Consider the following 21,219-nt stretch of genomic DNA (forward strand, 5'->3'; position numbering starts at 1 on the left):
AAGAGTAAAATTTAATTATACACTGTTCTCTGTTCCCTGTTCTCTGTTCTCTGTTCCCTGCCTCGTAAGAGGCTTATTACTCATTACTCAAACCATAAATGCTAGATAAAATTAAAGATATTGCTCAAGAAATTGCCCCTAGATTAATTGAAATCCGTCGTCATTTCCATGCTCATCCTGAATTAAGTGGACAAGAATATCAAACGGCGGCTTATGTGGCAGGGGTTTTGTCTTCCTGTGGTTTGTCGGTGCAAGAGGGTATTGGCAAAACTGGGGTAATTGGAGAATTGAAGGGTAATGGTAGTCAAGATCGCACTTTAGCTATTCGCACGGATATGGATGCTTTGCCGATTCATGAGGCCACTTCCCTTGATTTTGTGTCCCGTGTGCCGGGGGTCATGCACGCCTGTGGGCATGATGTACATACCACTGTAGGATTGGGAACGGCGATGATTTTAGCTCAAATGTGCGATCGCATCGATGGTAATATTCGCTTTTTGTTTCAACCTGCGGAAGAAATTGCACAGGGAGCTCTTTGGATGGTCGCTGATGGAGCGATGAAGGATGTGGATGCCATTTTTGGGGTTCATGTTTTTCCAACTATTCCTGCTCGTTCTGTGGGCATTCGCTATGGTGCTTTAACTTCGGCAATGGATGATTTAGAAATTATAATTCAAGGTGAAGCAGGTCATGGTGCAAGACCTCATCAAGCTATTGATGCCATTTGGATTTCGGCACAGGTAATCACGGCTTTACAACAGGCCATCAGTCGCACCCACAATCCTTTACATCCTTTAGTTTTAACCATTGGACAAATTAACGGTGGGAGTGCCCCTAATATCATAGCGGATCAAGTAAAAATGGTGGGAACAGTGCGATCGCTCCATCCTGAAATTAGAGAAAATTTACCTAGTTGGATAAAAGGAATTGTTGAAGGTATTTGCAATATATACGGTGCAAAATGTGAAATTAAATATAATCATCGTCTCCCCAGTGTACAGAATGACCTCAATTTAACGAAAATAATGGAAAAAGCGGCAATGGAGGCTTTAGGAGAAGAACAAGTTATCAATATCTTGGAGCCATCTTTAGGAGCAGAAGATTTCGCTGTTTATTTAGATTATGCACCGGGTACAATGTTTCGCTTGGGTATTGGAATGGAAGATAAAAAAAATTATCCTCTGCATCATCCTCGCTTTGAATTAGACGAATCATCAATTATTACTGGAGTTATTACGATGGCTTATAGTGCTTACCAATACTTTCATTTCCATTGAGACCCTCGCTGACAAATCAAGGATTTCTTCATTTTTCCCTTGCCGTCGAAGAGTCGACCTAAAGGTCGCCCTTTAAGCTTCTCCTTCAAAACCGTGCATGAGACTTTCACCTCACACGGCTCCTCCTCGTCTTTTTGGTGTTACTTTCATCCCTACATCCCTACGTTAATGTTTCCATCACGTTCTAAGGCTTCTATAGAATTACTTAACTCCTACTCTGACTAAGGGTGATACGTCTGCATATCTTTACTATTACGGTAAAGCCTTCGCTTCTTATCACATCCTTCCCCAATCTCCTTATGCTTCACATCTGACTACTTTTCATTAAATTACATTAAAAGAGAAAGATTGGGGTTACTTCGTTCCGATGTTTCTTTTCACGATACTTTTAGGTTGAGGTAAGAAGTCCGAGGGTACTTTATGACTGCGTTGACAAAGCAATATATTTGACAACCAAAACCCTGTTGACATTTTGTCTGTGGTTTATCAGCCGATTTAACCACTTGCAATTGACGAACCAAATCCTCTTAGATTATTTTTTAACCATGAGTATCTGCCCTCGGGGGGATTACCAGATTCGGCTTCGAGCTACCCCTTTTTATTCTAGCTTAGCACCATGATGATGTTACTTCATAGCACCTAGAAAATGGAGTCAATTGGCAGTACAATGGAGGGAATTGAACCCTCAAGAAAGCATCAGTTATTCAGATTTCTAGGTTCTGAACGGGTGGTTCTCAAAATTGATTAGCACCCAACGAATCGCACCATTGCTCTTTTCCTGCCCTCAGCGACAACACTTTTTCATCAATGCCCAAGTATAACAGGAGTCTTTATCTTGAAGTGTGAGTGAAAAACCCCCGTTGAATTTCTCCGAAAAAATACCCACAGCCCCTCATGTAAACGAACCAACAAAAAAATCGAGCAACAGGGAGTTCTTAACAAAATAGGCAATCTATGCTAAAACTAAAATAAGATTGAAAGTGCGATTAAATAGTTAAATGTTAAAGGCATACAAGTATAGAATCTATCCTACCGATGAGCAAAAGGTCTTACTGGCTAAGACTTTTGGTTGCTGTCGGTGGTTCTATAATTTTGCTCTTAATTTAACTAATGAAACTTACAAAGCCACAGGAAAAGGTTTAAGCCGTAATGAAATAATCAATAAACTACCACAATTAAAGAAAGAGAAGGAATGGTTAAGTGATATCAAATCCGCTTAATTGCACATGGTATAATCAAGAGGATGTATATTTGTTGTCGTAGATTTTGACCAATGCCTTCAAGAATCAAAATTGAACCCCATTTAAGTTTACAAGAATTAGAACAAGGGTATCGAAAAGCCAAACAAGGGATTGAAAAAATTCACTACCAAGTGATTTGGTTATTAGCACAAGGGAAACGAACCTCTTATGTTTCCCACGTTACAGGATATAGCTTAAGTTGGATTTACGAACTTGTTCGTAGTTATAATCGTTCGGGTGCAAAAATGTTGGGGGATCAAAGACAACATAATCGGGGTAGAAAACCGTTATTAGACGATCAACAATTAGCTCTGCTATATCAAAGATTACAATCACCCCCCGATGATCAAGGACTTTGGAATGGTGTCAAAGTCGCAAAATGGCTCACTCAACTTCTAGATCGTACTATTTCTCCTCAAAGAGGATGGGAATATCTTAAAGGATTAGAATATCGTCTCCGATGTCCTCGTCCAAATCATCAAAATTCTAGCTGCCTTGAACAAAATGAATGGAAAAATCAACTAGCAGAAAAAAAAAAAAGATTCAACAAGAATATCCCGACGCGGACGTTCAAGTGTGGGCTGAGGATGAGCATCGTTTAGGACTCAAACCAGTATTAAGAAGAGTATGGGTAGAAAAAGGTTATCAACCGATAGCTACGGTCAATTGGCGTTTTCAATGGTTGTGGTTATATGGCTTTGTGGAACCAAATACAGGAGAGACATATTGGTGGCTACTACCATATGTAAATACTGAATTGTTTAATCGAGTCTTAAAAGATTTTGCACAGCACTATGAAATAGGTAAAAACAAAAGGGTGATTTTAGCAATGGATCAAGCTGGTTGGCATCCGATTAAAGAAACGACGGAAATACCAGAGGGAATCCACGTTATGCTGATGCCTTCTCACTCTCCAGAATTACAACCGGCAGAACGTTTGTGGCCATTAATAAATGAGGCCATCGCTAATAGGACATTTAAAAATTTAGAAGAGTTAGAAGAGGTAGTTATTAGTAGATGCAAAAAAATTATGGAAGAAAAAGAAATAGTTAAAGGAATAGCCAATTTTTATTGGTGGCCTAATTAATATCTTTTAGTGTGGCTAATTAAACGGATTTGATATGAAGTTCCATCTCAGGCTTTACAACAAGTAGCTTTAGATTTAAGTAGTGCTTTTTTAAACTTTTTTGAGAAACGGGCTAAATTCCCTAAATTTAAGAAGAAAGGAAATAAGTAATCAGTACGATTCCCACAAGGAATTAAACTTGACGGTGATTACTTGACTTTACCTAAATTAAAAAAAGTTTACTGTAAGGTATCTCGTTTACCTGAAGGTAAACTGAAATCGGTTACAGTAAGCATGACGACATCAGGAAAATATTTTGCTTCTTGTCTGTATGATGACGAGCAAGATTTACCAGAACGAAACTCAGAAGGTAAAGCCATTGGTATTGATTTAGGAGTCATTGGTTAGAAGTTAAGGTTAAAAGCAAGGTGTCAAGGAATTTTCAAAGAAAAAGTTTTTCTGATTTTTTCCCAATTCTGGAAACGGAGCAATAATCAATTTCTGCCTTGGTTTTCTCTTCCTTTTTATAATTCCTAAATCTCTGTTTTCTGGGGCTGAAAAATATTTAACCACCTCTTTTGCTTTGCCTTTATTGTTAGCAACTATAAAGTGGTACAATCCTCTATATATCATTTCTATTGAGATTGAATCAAATGGTAATGATAATTCCTCTGCTACTGCGTCTCCTAAGTCTATTAATACTCCATAAAATAGCCAAGTTCCCCATATTTGTAACTTAATTCCATTGATTGAACCTGTCCATAAATAACTCAGACCTAATAATCTTTTTACTGTATTAAATGCCTCCTCTATTCGCCAACGTTTTCCATATAAGTTGACCACCACATGAGGGGGTAAAATTTCAGGGCTTGTTACTGATGTCAAATAAGAATGCCACTTATTTTTTGACCTAATTTCAACCAGACGTAAGGTCACAATTGGCGTTTTCTTCCTTCCATCACCTATATTTATTAGGCTGTCTCTCAAATCATGACTATTCGTAAATCGTTTTAATATTTCTATAGATGCCCCTTTTTTTATTCTCGTAATAAAATCAATATTTCTTGTTATTAATTCTTGCCAAAATAGAAAATGATAAAATCCTCTATCCAACAATAATAGAGTCTGACTTTTTACTAAATTTAGAATATTTTCTTCAAATTTAACATCAGAAATACTGGGATTTTCTTCTACCCAAATTTCTACGGGTAATCTGGTTGCTAAATCCATCACTACTGCCATTTTCCCCGCTAATTTTCCTGTAGGAATATCTTTTAAACTATCTAATTTTCTGAACAATGCTTCCAATGTTGAACCATCAACAATCCAAATCTGCTTAAATTTTGTTAAAGAAAAACAGACACTATCAGGGAGTGGACGATTGGTTCTTTTTTGCCATCTTTCCTTGAATTTTGGTAGTAATTGTTTGAATATTTGTTCAAATAAAATGGAGGGAAAAGTTAAAAATCGGTCAGATAGTGCTTTTTGACTTACTTTTGTCGGATCTACCCACAAAAAACCCTCCCGATTCAAAATACGAGTTAATTCGTTGACACTGGGGACATTTCGCCATAAAAGAGTCAATATTGCTGCGGTCATTAATGATAAATTGAGAACACGATTTCTCATTCCCAAATCACGAAACAGACTCTGTTGGGCAAAAATAGAAGGGGTTAAAAGTTCAGACAAATGGGAAACAATAGCATCATTTTCACTCAAGGGATGATGTTTTTTCTGGGCGTGGTCTCGGTTAATTTTCTTGGTCATTCAAAGTAAGTGAGAAAAAGTAAATAATCTTAAATAGTAGCATTCATCAAGTTTTGAGCTGTTTATTAAGTTTTATTAGCAAAGTATTGACTTTTTGCTCATTTATTTAACTTCTAGCTAATGTTTAGGAGTAAAAGACTTTTGTATCACCAGTGATGGTAGCAAATATGGCAACCCTAACCATTACCGTAAGTATGAGCAAAAATTAGCTAAGAAACAGAAACGTTTAGCTAAGAAGCAGAAAGGCTCAAATAACCGTCATAAAGCAAGAAAAGCTGTTGCTAAAGTACATGAAAAAATAACTAGATGTAGAGAAGATTTTTTACACAAACTAAGTCGTAAATTAGTGGACGAAAACCAAGTCATAGCGGTAGAAAATCTAGCAGTGAAAAACATGGTAAGAAACCACAAATTAGCTAAGTCAATTAGTGACTGCGGTTGGGGACAATTCTGCACAATGGTTAAATATAAAGCGGAATGGGATGGAAAAACCTACATCGAAGTAGATAGATTTTTTCCTAGTTCCAAAACCTGTAACCATTGCTTACATCAAGTTGATAGTCTAACTTTGGATATTCGTAGTTGGCAATGTCCTAAATGCGGAACAATACATGACAGGGATGTAAATGCAGCGAAAAATATCAGAGATGAAGGTTTACGAATTTTGAAGGGGCTGTATTTGGATTGTACATCCAAACCTTGTAGGCTTCCCCGTGCGGTAGGGCATATCGCATCAGCTTCTGGAGAAAGAGTAAGACCAAGCAAAGGCTGTTCCTTCGCTATTCGCTCAGGATGAAAGGCTTTTGTAAGGCATTTTTCTGTGAAGGAAGAATCCCCCGTTACACCGCAAGGTTAACGGTGGGAGTTGTCAATTCTCTGGAAAAACCGAAATATTTTAGTTTTCCCATAAACGTCTTCTTGCACTGCCTTTAAAGCGATCATGACTATCCGCTAATAATGCCGGTATATTGAGTTTTTCTGGGCATTTTGGCAAACATTCACCGCATTCAGTACATTTATCTCCTTTTCTTCCCCAAAACCAATGTCCTGCGTTTTCAAACATTTGATAGCGATATTTTGCATATTCTGTCATTTCTAAGCCAACTCCTAAATTTCGTAATCTTAAAATTTCAGGAATATTTATATTTTCAGGGCAAGGAAGACATTGATAACATTGAGAACAATGATCTGTTTTTAGAGTTTGTTTAAGGGTATTTTCTATGTGGTTGAATGTGTCTATTTCCTTCTTATTTAATGGTTCATCTCTGTCGGCAACTGTGAGAGGATAAATTAATTCTTCTGGGTTACTAGCACCTAAACTTAAGGTTGAAATACGGCGATCGCACAGTAAAAAGCGATAAGTTAGAAGTAGAGGAGAAAAAGGTTTACAAAGTTTTTCCAATTTCGGAGAAGGTTGATACAAAAGTCCTCCTTTGTCGGCGGGAGAAATAATAAATACTCCTAAATCTAGTTTTTTTGCTAATTCTAATACTGAATAATTACGTTGAAAAAAATAATAATAATGAATGTTAATAAACTCAAATAAATCAGTTAAAATAGCTTCTTTAATTAGTTCTAAACTGCCATGACTAGAAAATCCAAAATGTTTTATTTTTCCTTCATTTTTTGCCTTATTTAATATTTCTAAAAAATCTGTTTTTTGTATAAAATCTAAGTGTGATGGTGTATTTATTCCGTGAATAGCAAGACAATCTATATAATCAGTTTGTAGATTTAGAAGAGACTCATCTAACCATTGACTAAAAGTATTTTTATCTTCATGGGGGGTTAATTTAGTCGTAATAATAACTTTTTCACGGGGAATGTTTAACTCCTTTAAAGCACGACCCAAATAGGCTTCGCTGTTACCATATCCTCTTGCTAATTCTAAATGATTAATACCCAACTCAAAGGCTTTTGCTACGGTTGACAATAACTGAGATTGACTGTAGCAACAACGCATTAAACCGAGGGAAAACACGGATATATTTAGTTCTGTTTTGCCAAAACGGCGATATTTCATTGTTAATTACCTTTGCCGCAATGCCTCATTTTACTTTGCCTTTTCTTAATCTTCGCTGTTACTTTTTCGGGCGCGACGGATTAATTCTTCAGGGCTTAAATTCGAGACAAAATCTCTGAATGCCTCTCTTTCTTCCTCGTCTGCATCTCTATCAACGGGGATTGAAGCATCTAGTATTACTTCTTCCATCACCCAAATAGGACAACCAGCTCGTAGGGCAAGGGCGATCGCATCACTGGGACGACAATCAATTTGCTGTTCTAATTCTCCGCCTTTGAGACATAAAAGAGCATAAAATGTATTATCTTCTAAAGCATTAATAATAATGCGATCGAGTCTTAAATTCCAAGCAGAAAGAATATTAACTATTAAATCATGAGTTAAAGGACGAGGAGAAACCTGTTGTTCTAACGCCCCAATAATTGACCTTGCTTGATCCTGTCCGATATATATTGGCAATGCACGGCGTTCTGTGGCATCCTTTAAGAGAATGATCGGACTCCTACTAATAGCATCAAGTGCGATCGCCGCCACTTTCATTTCAATCATTGATTTATTCCTCGAAAAGAATTTTAGCAGGTCAATAATTTCATTATAATTGCATTCTGTACCAAGTTTGACCAAAAATTTCAAATAGTGAATAATGAATAATTGGGGGGTGTCAGGTTTTAGGAGAAAGTAATGAGTAGAGAGAAGGGGTGATGAGGTGATGAGGGGAGGAGGAGATGGGGAGATGAGGGGAAGGGGTGAGAGGGGGAAGTGAGAATGAGTTCAGAGTTTTTAATTTTTAATTATCAACTATTCACTATTCACTATTCACTATTCATTAAATTGCCCTTTTCTCCATCACTCATAGATGAATATTTATCCAGAATTCAAGTTACTTACTCTTATTCTACAAATTAAATAGAAACCAGCTTATGACATCAACAAAGACTAGCTTTATCATCACTAACGGGAGGCTAGTGGGTTATTCTGACTTACAAACTCTAGTGATCGAAAATGGTAACATAAAATCTATACAGCCCTCTCATTTCAAGACTAATTCAGATTTGGATTTAGAAGGAGATTATCTTTCTTTAGGGGGATTTGATTTACAAATTAATGGCGGATTAGGATTAGCTTTCCCTGATCTTTGTTTTGATGATATAGATAAATTGCATGATATTTGTGCTTATTTGTGGTCAACGGGAGTAGATCAATTTTTACCCACTATTGTCACCACTTCTGTTGAAAAAATTCATCAATCTTTAAAAGTTATTCAAGAGTTTAAACGGGAAAAACCAAGAAAAAATGAAGCTGAAATTATAGGGGTTCATTTGGAAGGACCTTTTTTAAATTATGAGAAAAGAGGCGCTCACCCCCCAGAATATTTGTTACCTTTAACCCTCGATAACATCAAAATAGTTTTAGGGGCATATGCAGATGTAGTAAAAATAATAACTCTTGCTCCTGAATTAGATGAGAAAAAAGAAGTTATTCCTTATTTGCAGTCTTTGGGCATAGTGATAAGTTTAGGACATTCTCAAGCTACAGCAGAAGACGCTATAATTGCTTTTCAACAAGGAGCATCCATGGTTACTCATGCTTTTAATGCCATGCCGAATCTTCATCATCGACAGGCGGGTTTATTGGGGGAGGCTATTGTTAATCCTCATGTTTATTGTGGTTTGATAGCAGACGGTAATCATGTTTGTCCGACTATGCTTAAATTGATTTTACAAGCTAGTAATTATCATCAAGGGGTGTTTGTGGTTAGTGATGCCTTAGCCCCCATTGGCCTGGGCGACGGTGTTTATCCTTGGGATAGTCGTACTATTGAAGTCAAAAATGGTACTGCTAGGCTTCCTGATGGTACTTTATCTGGTACTACTTTGCCTTTGTTTGTTGGGGTTCAAAATTTGTATGAATGGGGTATTTGTAATATAGAAGATGCGATCGCACTTGTGACTGATGCACCAAGAAAAGCCTTAAATATGCCTTGTTTAGAAGTTAGTTCTCCTGCTAATTTAATCCGTTGGCATGAGGATAAGCAAAATAAAAAACTCCATTGGCAAAGAATCCAACATTAACTTTTGGTTAATCATTCCTTAACTATATTAAGAGTAAACAAATGCTAATATTTACGCAAATCAAAAATCAAACTACACCCCCCCCTTAATCAAAACTTTCAAAATGACTATATCTACATCTGTTCAGACTCCAACTATTGCCGTTGACTCTAATGGAAGAACTCATATTGTTTGGAATCAAAATAATGTTATCTATCACTCCTACTTTAATCCCACCAGTCAGCGTTGGGTCGAGGCTGTACCCATTGCCAATAGTGTTAGCTCTAAAGAAATTAAAATAACAACAGATGTAAGTAGCTCTCCACAAAATTCAAGTTCTGCCCCGGGTGTATTTGTTTCTTGGATTGAAGGAGAGGAAAATAACAGAGAAGTAAAAGGCACTAACGGTATAATCAACAGTTTAGGGCAATTTGATTGGAGTGAGGTAACAGATTTAACTAATGATTCTGTCAGTGATGAAAATATCCAATTAGTAACAACAAAGGAAGGGAAAATAGTCCTTATTTCCGAAAAAGTAGATAGAAATAATCCCCAAGCAGATATTGACTTATACACTCAGGTTATAGATTTAAGTCTTGACGAGCCGATACATAACAATATTGAAGAATTTAACCCCTTAAGTGCAAATAGTTTTAGACCCAATAATGCCCTTCAACTGGATACAGAGCTAGATGGAGGAGATATTCAAGTACCAGGTACATTCTTAATCACCAAAGAAAACTCAAGGACTCTTCAATTACCCTTATCTTTTTTTAACGGACAATTAGAATTCAAAAATGCTTTTGCTCTAGGGGGTGGATTCAATTTCAACAATATCATAGATGGAGGGGACAGATCTTTTTCCGCCTTTCTTCAGGCACAAGATGAATTAACTGGTTCTCTCTCTTTTGGTAAAAATAAATTATCTCTCAAAGGGAGGTTACAAGGAAAAGCAGAAGTTGATTTAGCTTTAGACGGGGACGGTAATAGCGTTTCTGTATCTGATTCCTTGAGGTTGAGAGGAGAATATGAAAGAAACTTATTACCTGGCAAGACCACTTTTGATATTAGTGTAGGTTTTCTCAATCCTGATTCTAGCTTTACATTATTAGCGGGAGAGGTAAAGTTAGGGGTTTTAATGGATCTAGCCTTCACTTTAAAACAAAAATGGGGACCATTTCCTTTTGATTTTACTCCTTCTAGTCAAAACCGCACCCTAGAAAATAGTGTTGGTGGTTCTTCTTTACAGTTAAACACTCTTGCAGAAGAGGAAAACCCAGATCTTTGGTTTAATCTAGTCAGAGCTGATGGTACTCCTGCCCAACCCGGTGATGATCCTAATCAACTTTATTGGATGATTGACACCGATCGCGCTGCTGATGAATTTTTCGCTCCCCCCTCCAACTCTCCTTCTCCGAATCCTTCTGCTTCCCTTACAGAACAAGAATTGTTAGATGTTGATGTCACAAATACGGGCATCATAACTTTTGGCATTGGTTTGTCAGGAAAACTCAAATTGCAGGTTTTAAATTTTACTGCTTTAGATTTTGAGAGCAAGTTAGAAATCTTAGCTAATGTTGAAGTTTTCCCCGAACAAGAGTTCACCAGTTTACAAGAATTATTGAGTTTGGCTGTAAATTTGTTTGGTAAGAAGTGGTCAACAATGTTATCTGTAGAACAGAATTTCACCACCAGTGATTTATTTGTGGGTATTAACCCTAATTTCATCGAAGGGACTTCTGCAATTCATGCAGGTAATCCCATAGATGCCAATATTAGCTCTAATTTAACCGATGATACTTCACCATCGGTAGTTACAGACGAAAATGGTAACATTAATGCTGTTTGGGTGAAAAATACCCATGACGATAGTTTATCCCAAATATTGTTTGCTCAATCTACTAACGGAGAAAACTGGAGTACCCCTTTGCCTATCCCTAACAGTCAGGGAATGAATTTTGATCCTGTCATCGAGGTAACTTCGTCAGGTCAAATTGTTACTGTCTGGTCAAACACAAGGGATACAGACGTTTTTAATCAAGATGGTAGTGTCAATCAGCCTAAATTATCTCAATCTCTAGGAGAAGCTACTTTATTATTTTCTGTGTCTAATGATGGAGTAACTTGGACTGAACCTCTTCCCATCAATTCTTCTATCGCTCAGCCTCAATCCCTCACTCTTAAGGAAACTTCCGACGGTGAGGTTTTAGTTACTTGGGTTATAGGGGGTACTGATGATGGTAGTGGTAATACGACTGATGATCAGTTATTTGCTTCTTTTTGGAATGGTAATGTCTGGAGTGAACCTTTATTAATTACCTCTGGGGACTTACGTTTGTTAGAAAATCCTGTTTCTACGAGTCTTAATGGTTCTCCTACGGTTTTTTGGACAGAAGTAAATAGTTCTGAGGATGTGGAGGATGATGATCAAATCGTTAGTATTTATTCTAGTTCTTTTGATCGACAGTTTAATCAGTGGGAAAGTCCTGTTATTTTTAAGCCTGATGTCTCTAATTTAGCCACTCCTGACAATGTTTTAGATGTGATAGAGGTTAGCAATGATGTTAGTAATCAGGTGGTCAGCGATTCTCTTTCTGATGTATTTAGCCAAAACAGAATTATTGCCGAGAATGATGCCCGTTTATTTATTCCTCATGATAGGGACGATCTCGAAGAGATCTGCTGCGCAGCACGCACCAGTCAGTTAGAAGTTTCACCGGTGAAGGTAAGGGAAACGGATGCAGAAGCAGTTTTAATCGTAAGACGCACAGGAGATATTAATGATTCCGTCAGTTTTAATTATCGTACGGTTAGTGGTAGTGCCACCGCAGGAGCGGATTTCGTTCCCCAAGTGGGTAGTTTAACTTTTGCGCCCGGAGAGGAATTTAAAGAAATTACCATACCCCTTCTCGATGACAATCTTGCAGAAAAAAGATTGGAACAATTTAAGGTGATTATTACCAGTGATCATCCTCAAGCCCATCGACGCATTAATGGTTTGAGAGTGGGAGATGGTAGAGTGGAGTTAGTGGCAACTATTACCTCCATTGAAGATGAACCCACAGAACTAGGTGCGATCGACAGTGGTTTTATCTTAAAGGCAGATCCACAGGCTATGTCGGGGATGAGTATTTCTCCAGCCGGAGATATAAACGGTGATGGAGTTGATGATTTTTTGGTGGGAGCACCGGGGAAAAATGATAGTAAAGGAGTCGTTTATGTCGTTTTTGGCTCTAGCACTGTGGGAGTACAAGATCAAGAATTGTCTCTTGATAATTTGGATGGTAGCAATGGTTTGATTATTAATGGTACGAATCAAGATCGTTTAGGTAGTTCGATCGCATTTGCTGATTTGGATGGAGACAATAGACAGGATTTGATTTTAGGTGCGCCTCAAAATTCAGGACAATCTTTGTCAGGAAAAGTCTATATTGTACAGGGAGCTAATTTATCCCAAGAAAATGAAATCGATCTTAACTCTACTAATGCCTTAGTTTTAGAGTCCAACGACCCGGGAAATGCTCTTGGCTTTAAAGTAGTAGTGGCAGACGTAACAGGAGATGGTATTCCCGATGTGATCGTTAGCGCTCCTGCCAGTGATAAAATCTATGTAGTCAACGGCACGACCATTAAAAACGCCTTAAATAATAATACTCCTTCCCTCAACTTAGATGAATTAGACGCTAATAGTGTCACTATTTTAGATACAGGAACAGGGCAGATTGGTACAGGTTTAGGAACTGCTGATGTCAACGGGGATGGAATTAAAGACCTTTTGCTAGGTTCACCTCAAGCCAATCCTGTGGACTTTTCCGCCAGTGATGACCCTTCTGCTCAAGCCCCCGCTTTTGGGGGTCAAGTATCCGTTGTTTTCGGCGGTTCAGGTCTGAATAATTCTTTAGATTTGAGTCAGCTAAACGGTAGTAATGGTTTTACCCTCAACGGTGAAGGCTTTTTCAATCCTTCTAATTTTGATGGTGATAGCACCCTCACAGACCCTAATTTACAACCTAATTTTACTATTGCTGATTCAGCCGGGACAAATGTGGTTAGTATCGGAGACGTAAATAATGATGGTGTAGAAGATTTTATTATCAGTGCCTCTAATTCTGCATCTGGGGGGATAAATAGTCTAGGTCGGGCTTATGTTATTTTCGGTAAAACTTCTGGTTGGTCGTCAGAGATTGACTTAGCCAATCTTAACATTAATGATGGTTTTGCCATTGAAGGTATTAACACTGCTAATATTGGTGGTAATACAGGTTTTTCTGTGTCTGGGGTAGGGGATGTTAACAATGATCTTTTCGATGATTTCTTGATTAGTGCGCCCACTCTAAATACTCAAGGGGCAAATAGTGCCAACGGTCAAAGTTACTTAATTTTTGGAGGGGATAATTGGTCTAATTTCCTCAATGATGGAGTTTTGAAGTTATCGGATGTCAATACTCTCAATCAAAGGGTTTTTGTCTTTAATAATCCTCTCAATGGCACTCAGTTAGGTATCGGCTTAGGTGCGATCGGAGATGTTAATAATGATGGTTCTCCAGATTTTGCGATGGCAACTCCTCAAGTTTTCCCCGATCAAGAAGAAAGTAATATTTTCGTTGCTTTTGGTCACGAATGGGTAGGACCAGGAGGAAGTCTTGATGTCACAAAGCTCAGAAGTGATAATGGTACTGTTTTTCAACCTCCCACAAACAATGAAATTGGTACTGTTTCTTTGGGAGGAGATATAAACGGCGATGGTTATGCTGATACGGTAATTGTCGATGCTGGATTTGGAGGGAGTGGAGGACAAATTGTTTATCTTTCTTTTGGTAGTGATCCTATGCAACCCTCTACCTTGCTTGAAAGTGTCTCCATTACCCTTAACAATGATGGTTTGATTTTGGGTAGTCAAACTGTTGACTCAGGAGATTTTAATAATGATGGTGTTGAGGACTTTATTGTTGCCCGTAGTGGTTCGCCAAATGATACTTATGCTACTGTCATCTTTGGCAACACAAATCAATCATTTTGGTCAAGTATCGATCCCAATACGGGAATCAACATCAATGATTTATTAACAGAAAATGGAGGGGTACAAATTACTGTTCCTAATATTTCTAATCAGGGAGATGATGTTAACCTTTCCATGGGAGATTTTAATGGTGATGGTGTGGATGATGTTTTAGTTAATAGTGCCAATCTCAACCCTTTTATCATTTTTGGCGATCATGATTTTACCTCTGGTACAGTTTCTTCTATCAATGTGCTAAATCAGTCTTTACCCATACAAACAGAAATTAATTTCCCTATTTCATCGGTGAGCGACGTGGGGGATGTCAATGGGGACGGATTTACAGATTTTGCCTTGTTAGGTATTGATGAGGATGACAATTCTTTAGTTAATTATCTTCTTTTCGGTTCTTCCAATTTAGATAGTGAAGCCTCCATTAATTTGAATACTATTAATGGCAATAACGGAGTGAAAATGAGTGCTTCGGTGCCACAACTGAATTTACGAGATCAAGGGGCAGTGGGTAGTGTTCAAGGAGTTGGTGATATAAATGGGGATGGAGTTGATGATTTTGTGTTAGGAATTACCAATTTACTGCAAGGAAGTGTAGGAGGAGAAGTTTATGTGATTTTTGGCGATCGCAATTTAGGTGACAATAGTTCTTTTGATCTTAATGATTTGAATGGTAATGATGGTTTTTTAATTTCAACTACGGGAAGAGATGCTTTAGGCTTTAGCGTTACAGGGGGAGGAGATATTAACGGTGATGGTTATGATGACTTGGTCATCGGTGCGCCAAGTGATGACATAATTAATGTTGCAGGTGCTACTACTCAGGGAACTACCTACACAGTTTTTGGGGGCGAAAATATTGGAGAAAGCGGAAGTATTAATGTAGAGGATCTTGATGGTGCTAACGGTTTTGCTAGTGTTGGGGCAAGAAATTTGTCCTTTGCTGGCACTTCGGTGGGTCAACTCAAGGATGTTAACGGAGACGGCTTTGCTGATATGGGAATCGGAGCTCAGGGGGATAATTCTCAAGAGGTTGCAGGTCTTGCTTATAATGTCTTTGGTGGCGACTTTACGGCTAATGTTACCTATCAAGGAACGATCAATAATGATATTTTATCTGCAACTCAATTAGCGACAGAATCCGCTCCTCACATTATGAATGGGGGTCAAGGAAATGACGTATTGCAGAGTGCCGGAGTGAACAGAAACGCTGACGGACGAGTAGTCATGAAGGGTGGTCAAGGAAATGATTTACTTTCCATTGGTAGTCTATTGTTCGATCGCATGGATGGAGGTAGTGGCGAAGATACCCTGCAACTAAATAGTTTTATTCTTTCCTCCAACAACCTAGATTTAACCGATCGCACCGTAGGCAGTCGTATTCAAGGAATTGAAATTATTGATCTCGGTTTTAATAACCGTGTCACCCTCAATTTAGAAACCCTGACAAGTCTTTCGGACACCACCAACACCTTTAAAGTTCTCGGTCATAGCTCTTTTGTCGTAGCCAATGACTTTGCTCAATGGATTAAGCAAGACCCTGTCACCATCGATGATGTTATTTTTGATCAATATATTAATCAAGGAACTCGCCTTTTAATTCAACAGGATCTCGATTCTAATGGCAGAAATCAAAATGTATTTCAATCCACGGCAATTTCTGATGTTGTGGTTAATGGTACAGAAAGTGATGATGTTATTTCTTCATCTTCCTTGAATAGTTTAAGGGCTAATGTTATTCATGGTTTAGGTGGGGATGACCTTATTGATGTGAGCGATACCCAAGGAGAACATATTATTCATGGCGGAGCAGGACTCGATCGCATTATTGTTAGCAAAAATGACACCGCTTTTGGTTCTTTGGGAGATGACACCTTCGAAGCCTTAGAAAACAGCGAAAATAACATCCTCCACGGTGATGAAGGAAATGATACATTTCTCCCTGGTAAAAATAACCAAGCCTTTGGTGGACAAGGACGCGATCGCTTTTTCATGCAAGGAGAAGGTAAAAATCTAGTATGGGGAGGACAAGACATCGATGAATTTTGGATTGCAGACCAAGACTTTCCCTCTTCTTTTAACGCTATTATGGACTTTGAATTGGGAGTCGATACTATTGGCTTAAAAGGATTTGCTGGACGAGAAGAAGAGATCAAACTATTTCAATTTGGAACAGATACCCTTATATCTTTAGGAAATCAACATTTAGCCCGTGTTCAGGGAATTAACCCCAATTTCTTAAAAATAACCTCCCAAGGCAATGATCTCCTCATTTTAGCTCAGGAAATAAGCACAATCACCGTCACTAACACCAACGATTCTGGCGATGGTTCTTTACGTCAAGCCATTATTGATGCTAATAACACCCCTGAACAAGAAATAATCGATCTCTCTGGAATAGGTGGTCGTACAATCCAGTTGCAAAGTCCCTTACCCACCATCATCTCAGATCTTATCATTCAAACCGCAGGACCATTAGGAACACCCACCATTAAAGCTCCAAATAGTCAATTTAACAATATTTTCACCCTCGGTGGCGTTAACTTTAACTTATCCTATGCTAACTTGCAAAATGGTTTTGCTCGAGGCGGAAATGGCGTTACCGGTGGTGGTGGTGGTTTAGGAGCAGGGGGGGCGATAAATACTTCGAATTACCTAGCCACAGTCACCCTCGACAATATTGTCTTTGATTCCAACCAAGCCGTTGGTGGTAATGGAACCACAGGTGCTCGTGGCGGTGGAGGCGAATTCGCAGGAACTCCCGATGATCAACCCCAATCTGGCGGGAATGGAGGATCTTTTAATATCAATGGAACAAATGCTCCGGGATTTGGTGGCTCTGGTGGAAGCATAGAGAATGGAGAAAGCGGAGGACGAGGGGGCAATGGTGGTAATACTAATGTTGTCGGTTATGGTGGTGGCGGTGCTGGTGGTGGCGGTGGTGGTAGTGGTGGTACTTTAGGCGGAAGTGCTACTAACGGTGGTGATGGTGGTGATGGTGGTTTTGGTGGTTTCGGTGCTGGTGGTGGTGCTGGAGGGGGCGGTGGTGGTGCTGGTCCTTCTGGTCCTTCCAATCGTGCGGGTAATGGTGGTGCTGGTGGTGCTGGTGGTAATTTTGCTGGTAATGGAACGGGAGGTTCTAAAGGTGAAGATCCTGAATTCGCATCGGGCAGTAGTCCGGGAAATGGTGGCACTGGAGGCGGTGGTGCCGGTTTAGGGGGTGCTTTATTTATTCAATATGCCAATGTGACTATCACTAATAGTATTTTTTCCGATAATCGAGCCCAAGGGGGCAGTGGTGGAAACAATGGTCAAGGTCTTGGAGGTGCTATTTTTATTGATGATGGTAATTCTACTGTTACGGGCAGTAACTTAACTTTTAATAATAATTCAGCTCCTAACAGTGAGGGGGGAGAGTTTGCTGGTATCAATGGTGAATCTCAGAATAATAACGATGTTTTTGGTACAATTAAGTCCATATCTTCAGCCCAAGAAGAGTTATTTGCCGTACCTTCTCCCCAAGAATTAGAAAGAGATAGTCTTTTAACTATTACTTTTAATCGTTTTCGCAATAATGATGGAGGTTATTTATATACTGATGAAATAGAAAGTCGAATTGTCAGTCAAAGTTTTCCTAACTTTATCCAAGAGGGATCAGCTTTTAAAGTTTCAACCAGAGAAGATGACAATTTAATTCGTTTTAACCGCTTCCAAAACTCCGATAAACCGGGTTCTTATCTTTATGCAGGGGAAGCAGAAAGTGCTAATATTAGAGAGAATTTCCCCAATTTTGTGGAAGAAGGTATTGCTTTTTATGCTTATGCTGGAAATGCCGATGTTGGCACAGACTTTTTCCGTTTCCAAAATAATCAACAACCCGGGGTATATATTTACGTTGCGGAGGAAGAACGAAATACTATCCTAGAAAACTTCCCTCAATTTACTTTTGAAGGTGTCGCTTTTGAGGCCTTGGGCTAAATTAATTGATTTTCTTTTGTTCATAAACCTTAAGGGTTGAACAATGTTTAACCCCGACAATCTTCCCAAATTCAGTTTTTTATCGCAATAATGTTATTAACAAATAATCATAAAAATTTAATTTTAAATAATTGTACAAAACAAGATATTATCAATTATTTAAACAGTGCTTGGGAAACAGAAGATATTTTATTTAAAAGTATTCAAGACGATCGAACCTTTTATCTTAATCCTGATTCTCTGCGTAATCCTCTCATTTTTTATCTTGGTCATTCGGCGATATTTTACATCAATAAATTGCTCATTGTTGGTTTATTAGACACTGGAATTAACCCTCTTTATGAAAAATTATATGAAATGGGAGTTGATCCAGATACCCCAGATGAGTTACAAAATGCGATCGCATCTATTCAATGGCATGATGTAGAAAAATTATGGACATATCGCCATCAAGCCAGAAATCTATTGATTGACATAATTAAAAAAACTCCCCTTGAGTTACCTATCACCCCTGAAAGTCGATGGTGGGCAATTATTATGGGGATAGAGCATCAAAGGATACACATAGAAACATCTTCGATGTTAATACGACAATTACCCGTAGAATTAATCGCAAAACCTTCATCTTGGTATTATGCCTCAAGCAAAGGAAAACCTCCTAAAAATGACATGATAACAGTCAAAGGAGGAGTCGTGAACCTTGGCAACCCAGAAAAGGCTTATCTCTACGGTTGGGATGTAGATTTCGGCACAAGAGAAGTAATTGTCAATGATTTTGCTGTTAGTAAATACCCTATTACCAACGATGAATTTTTGCAATTTGTGAAGTCTGGAGGTTATCAAAATTCAAACTATTGGCAGGAAGAAGGATGGCAATGGCGAGAAACAAATCAAGTTACCCATCCTAAATTTTGGATACTAAATCAAGATAGTTACCGTTATCGTCTCATGTTTGATGAGATAGATTTACCCCTCGATTTTCCAGTAGAAGTCAACCATCATGAAGCGATCGCATTTTGTAATTATTATAGTCAGAAAATAGGTCAAAAATGTACCATGATGAGTGAGGCACAGTGGCACTTAGCCAGTGGGAAAAACCAAGATGACGAGAATAAATATAACCTCAACCTAAAATATATTTCCCCGACTCCTGTTGGTAGCATAGAAACAGCACAAAGTCATGAAGGAATTTACGATTTAAGAGGAAATGTCTGGGAATGGTTAGCGGATATATTTACACCCCTAACAGATTTTCAACCTCATTATCTATATCAAGACTATTCTGCTCCATTCTTTGATAATCGTCATTATCTTTTAAAAGGTGGTTCTTGGGCTACCAATGGTTATGAAGCCACCCCTTATTATCGTAATTGGTTTCGTCCTCATTTCTTCCAACACGCAGGGTTTAGAATATCAAACCAATTTTCCTAGTTATAGTAGCAGATTTGGAAAGAGGCAAAGTTAAAAGGGCAAGGGGCAATAGTGAATAGTTGATAATTAACCTCAGTTTGGTTTAAGAATATCCGATAAGGTTAGGTATCATATCAAATCCGTTTAATTAGCCACACTAAAAGATATTAATTAGGCCACCAATAAAAATTGGCTATTCCTTTAACTATTTCTTTTTCTTCCATAATTTTTTTGCATCTACTAATAACTACCTCTTCTAACTCTTCTAAATTTTTAAATGTCCTATTAGCGATGGCCTCATTTATTAATGGCCACAAACGTTCTGCCGGTTGTAATTCTGGAGAGTGAGAAGGCATCAGCATAACGTGGATTCCCTCTGGTATTTCCGTCGTTTCTTTAATCGGATGCCAACCAGCTTGATCCATTGCTAAAATCACCCTTTTGTTTTTACCTATTTCATAATGCTGTGCAAAATCTTTTAAGACTCGATTAAACAATTCAGTATTTACATATGGTAGTAGCCACCAATATGTCTCTCCTGTATTTGGTTCCACAAAGCCATATAACCACAACCATTGAAAACGCCAATTGACCGTAGCTATCGGTTGATAACCTTTTTCTACCCATACTCTTCTTAATACTGGTTTGAGTCCTAAACGATGCTCATCCTCAGCCCACACTTGAACGTCCGCGTCGGGATATTCTTGTTGAATCTTTTTTTTTTTTCTGCTAGTTGATTTTTCCATTCATTTTGTTCAAGGCAGCTAGAATTTTGATGATTTGGACGAGGACATCGGAGACGATATTCTAATCCTTTAAGATATTCCCATCCTCTTTGAGGAGAAAATAGTACGATCTAGAAGTTGAGTGAGCCATTTTGCGACCTTGACACCATTCCAAAGTCCTTGATCATCGGGGGGTGATTGTAATCTTTGATATAGCAGAGCTAATTGTTGATCGTCTAATAACGGTTTTCTACCCCGATTATGTTGTCTTTGATCCCCCAACATTTTTGCACCCGAACGATTATAACTACGAACAAGTTCGTAAATCCAACTTAAGCTATATCCTGTAACGTGGGAAACATAAGAGGTTCGTTTCCCTTGTGCTAATAACCAAATCACTTGGTAGTGAATTTTTTCAATCCCTTGTTTGGCTTTTCGATACCCTTGTTCTAATTCTTGTAAACTTAAATGGGGTTCAATTTTGATTCTTGAAGGCATTGGTCAAAATCTACGACAACAAATATACATCCTCTTGATTATACCATGTGCAATTAAGCGGATTTGATATCAGGTATCAGGTTGCAGGTTGCAAGTGGTAAGGGTTTTTAGCAAGGGGCTTAAGCCCCTTGTTTAAGTCAGTTCGGGTTAAGGCAATTTTATGATTATTTCT

The 21,219-nt window shown here is 38.3% G+C and carries 7 protein-coding genes and 5 pseudogenes; 8 read left to right on the plus strand and 4 right to left on the minus strand.

What is annotated here, in order from left to right:
• Positions 1-98: 98 nt before the first annotated feature.
• The 4 genes and pseudogenes from CYAN10605_RS05100 to CYAN10605_RS18345 all read left to right on the plus strand — a co-directional run.
• Positions 99-1,277 carry a M20 family metallopeptidase gene (locus tag CYAN10605_RS05100; protein ID WP_015218873.1) on the plus strand — a complete coding sequence of 393 codons (1,179 nt, stop codon included), beginning with the start codon at positions 99-101 and terminating at the stop codon, positions 1,275-1,277.
• Positions 1,278-2,275: 998 nt separating this feature from the next.
• Positions 2,276-2,491: pseudogene (locus CYAN10605_RS05105) on the plus strand (helix-turn-helix domain-containing protein); the annotation flags it as partial.
• Positions 2,492-2,550: 59 nt separating this feature from the next.
• Positions 2,551-3,605: pseudogene (locus tag CYAN10605_RS18340) on the plus strand (IS630 family transposase).
• A 36-nt stretch (positions 3,606-3,641) separates the two neighbouring features.
• Positions 3,642-3,983 (plus strand): annotated as a pseudogene (locus CYAN10605_RS18345) (RNA-guided endonuclease InsQ/TnpB family protein); the annotation flags it as partial.
• A gap of 18 nt (positions 3,984-4,001) precedes the next feature.
• On the opposite strand, the gene CYAN10605_RS05125 reads toward CYAN10605_RS18345, so the two are convergent.
• Entirely contained in the window at positions 4,002-5,303 is a 1,302-nt protein-coding gene (locus CYAN10605_RS05125) for an IS4 family transposase (protein WP_083887273.1), read from the minus strand.
• Positions 5,304-5,475: 172 nt separating this feature from the next.
• Here CYAN10605_RS05125 and CYAN10605_RS05130 point away from each other — a divergent pair.
• Positions 5,476-6,147, plus strand: a pseudogene (locus CYAN10605_RS05130) (RNA-guided endonuclease TnpB family protein); the annotation flags it as partial.
• Between the two features lie 99 nt (positions 6,148-6,246).
• Here CYAN10605_RS05130 and CYAN10605_RS05135 read toward each other — a convergent pair.
• A complete protein-coding gene (locus CYAN10605_RS05135; RefSeq protein WP_015218875.1) occupies positions 6,247-7,374 on the minus strand; it encodes an aldo/keto reductase in 1,128 nt (375 codons plus the stop codon).
• 45 nt (positions 7,375-7,419) lie between these two features.
• Positions 7,420-7,923 (minus strand): bifunctional nuclease family protein, encoded by a 504-nt coding sequence (locus CYAN10605_RS05140; protein ID WP_015218876.1) that lies wholly within the window; start codon positions 7,921-7,923, stop codon positions 7,420-7,422.
• Positions 7,924-8,294: 371 nt separating this feature from the next.
• On the opposite strand from CYAN10605_RS05140, the gene nagA reads away from it, so the two are divergent.
• The 3 genes from nagA (at position 8,295) to ovoA (ending at position 19,845) form a co-directional block, all read left to right on the plus strand.
• Positions 8,295-9,446, plus strand: coding sequence for an N-acetylglucosamine-6-phosphate deacetylase (gene nagA / locus CYAN10605_RS05145; RefSeq protein ID WP_015218877.1), 1,152 nt, complete (start codon positions 8,295-8,297; stop codon positions 9,444-9,446).
• A gap of 103 nt (positions 9,447-9,549) precedes the next feature.
• On the plus strand, positions 9,550-18,414 hold the full coding sequence (locus tag CYAN10605_RS19280) for a Calx-beta domain-containing protein (protein ID WP_015218878.1): 8,865 nt from the start codon (positions 9,550-9,552) through the stop codon (positions 18,412-18,414).
• A 90-nt stretch (positions 18,415-18,504) separates the two neighbouring features.
• Positions 18,505-19,845 (plus strand): 5-histidylcysteine sulfoxide synthase, encoded by a 1,341-nt coding sequence (gene ovoA, locus CYAN10605_RS05155; protein ID WP_015218879.1) that lies wholly within the window; start codon positions 18,505-18,507, stop codon positions 19,843-19,845.
• Positions 19,846-19,991: 146 nt separating this feature from the next.
• On the opposite strand, the pseudogene CYAN10605_RS18095 reads toward ovoA, so the two are convergent.
• Positions 19,992-21,047 (minus strand): annotated as a pseudogene (locus CYAN10605_RS18095) (IS630 family transposase).
• Positions 21,048-21,219: the final 172 nt, after the last annotated feature.

Source organism: Cyanobacterium aponinum PCC 10605 (assembly GCF_000317675.1).
Lineage (GTDB): Bacteria > Cyanobacteriota > Cyanobacteriia > Cyanobacteriales > Cyanobacteriaceae > PCC-10605.

Excerpts from the sequence above, each read along its gene's own strand:
- nagA (WP_015218877.1), top strand. The coding sequence starts at position 8,295 with ATGACATCAACAAAGACTAGCTTTATCATCACTAACGGGAGGCTAGTG.
- CYAN10605_RS05135 (WP_015218875.1), bottom strand. The coding sequence starts at position 7,374 with ATGAAATATCGCCGTTTTGGCAAAACAGAACTAAATATATCCGTGTTT.
- CYAN10605_RS05100 (WP_015218873.1), top strand. The coding sequence starts at position 99 with ATGCTAGATAAAATTAAAGATATTGCTCAAGAAATTGCCCCTAGATTA.
- ovoA (WP_015218879.1), top strand. The coding sequence starts at position 18,505 with ATGTTATTAACAAATAATCATAAAAATTTAATTTTAAATAATTGTACA.
- CYAN10605_RS19280 (WP_015218878.1), top strand. The coding sequence starts at position 9,550 with ATGACTATATCTACATCTGTTCAGACTCCAACTATTGCCGTTGACTCT.
- CYAN10605_RS05140 (WP_015218876.1), bottom strand. The coding sequence starts at position 7,923 with ATGATTGAAATGAAAGTGGCGGCGATCGCACTTGATGCTATTAGTAGG.